9 tRNA genes are annotated in these 1,139 nt (G+C 48.6%); all 9 read left to right on the forward strand.

The features are described from left to right. Positions 1–9 precede the first annotated feature (9 nt). The 9 genes from TY49_RS01265 to TY49_RS01305 all read left to right on the forward strand — a co-directional run bounded on the left by TY49_RS01265 (position 10) and on the right by TY49_RS01305 (position 1,068). Positions 10–85 (forward strand) — tRNA-Val (locus tag TY49_RS01265). 178 nt (positions 86–263) lie between these two features. Beyond that, positions 264–336: transfer RNA gene (locus TY49_RS01270), tRNA-Thr, on the forward strand. 10 nt (positions 337–346) lie between these two features. Beyond that, positions 347–422 (forward strand) — tRNA-Lys (locus tag TY49_RS01275). 69 nt (positions 423–491) lie between these two features. Next, a tRNA-Leu gene (locus tag TY49_RS01280) sits at positions 492–576 on the forward strand. A 36-nt stretch (positions 577–612) separates the two neighbouring features. Then, positions 613–687, forward strand: a tRNA-Gly gene (locus TY49_RS01285). 7 nt (positions 688–694) lie between these two features. Beyond that, positions 695–783: transfer RNA gene (locus tag TY49_RS01290), tRNA-Leu, on the forward strand. Positions 784–806: 23 nt separating this feature from the next. Then, positions 807–883, forward strand: a tRNA-Arg gene (locus tag TY49_RS01295). Positions 884–901: 18 nt separating this feature from the next. After that, positions 902–978: transfer RNA gene (locus tag TY49_RS01300), tRNA-Pro, on the forward strand. A 14-nt stretch (positions 979–992) separates the two neighbouring features. After that, positions 993–1,068: transfer RNA gene (locus TY49_RS01305), tRNA-Ala, on the forward strand. Positions 1,069–1,139 lie beyond the last annotated feature (71 nt).

Consider the following 1,139-nt stretch of genomic DNA (forward strand, 5'->3'; position numbering starts at 1 on the left):
CATATATATGGAGGATTAGCTCAGCTGGGAGAGCATCTGCCTTACAAGCAGAGGGTCGGCGGTTCGATCCCGTCATCCTCCACCATATATTCTCTATGAAGAAAATCACAAATGCCGGTGTAGCTCTATTGGTAGAGCACGAACGAATATGCTCCTTTGAGAAACATCAGCGTACTGATCGAGCTGCTGCTTGATTCAGCTTCCTGAGATCAGGACGACGAATACTTGTCCAGGGTTCAATATTAATAACTTTTACACACTATGCCGGTGTAGCTCAATTGGTAGAGCAACTGACTTGTAATCAGTAGGTTGGGGGTTCAAGTCCTCTTGCCGGCACCTTTTGTACGAGCCATTAGCTCAGTCGGTAGAGCATCTGACTTTTAATCAGAGGGTCGAAGGTTCGAGTCCTTCATGGCTCACCAAGTTTTTTTCACGACAATGAAAAAAACATCCTTAATTTTCGTGCCAGCGAAAATTTATCATTCTTATATGCGGGTGTGGCGGAATTGGCAGACGCACCAGACTTAGGATCTGGCGCCGCAAGGCGTGGGGGTTCGACTCCCTTCACCCGCACCAAGTTTTTTTGCGCTAGCAAACTAACTTTCCATAAATGCGGAAGTAGTTCAGTGGTAGAATACAACCTTGCCAAGGTTGGGGTCGCGGGTTCGAATCCCGTCTTCCGCTCCATTTCTTAGCCGGGGTGGCGGAACTGGCAGACGCACAGGACTTAAAATCCTGCGGTAGGTGACTACCGTACCGGTTCGATTCCGGTCCTCGGCACCAAGTTAGCTAAAACTATTAAATATGCGCCCGTAGCTCAATTGGATAGAGCGTCTGACTACGGATCAGAAGGTTATGGGTTCGACTCCTTTCGGGCGCGCCATTATTCTTACTCATATAACGGGGAGTAGCTCAGCTTGGTAGAGCACTTGGTTTGGGACCAAGGGGTCGCAGGTTCGAATCCTGTCTTCCCGACCATCTTAATTTAATCTGGGGCCTTAGCTCAGCTGGGAGAGCGCCTGCCTTGCACGCAGGAGGTCAGCGGTTCGATCCCGCTAGGCTCCACCATAAAAACCATTTGACCATATTAATCATATATGTTAGTATAATAAAGCTGACGTGATGAGTTGGTCGGTGAA

Origin of the sequence: Mesobacillus selenatarsenatis SF-1 (genome assembly GCF_000813125.1) — a bacterium.
Lineage (GTDB): Bacteria > Bacillota > Bacilli > Bacillales > Cytobacillaceae > Mesobacillus > Mesobacillus selenatarsenatis.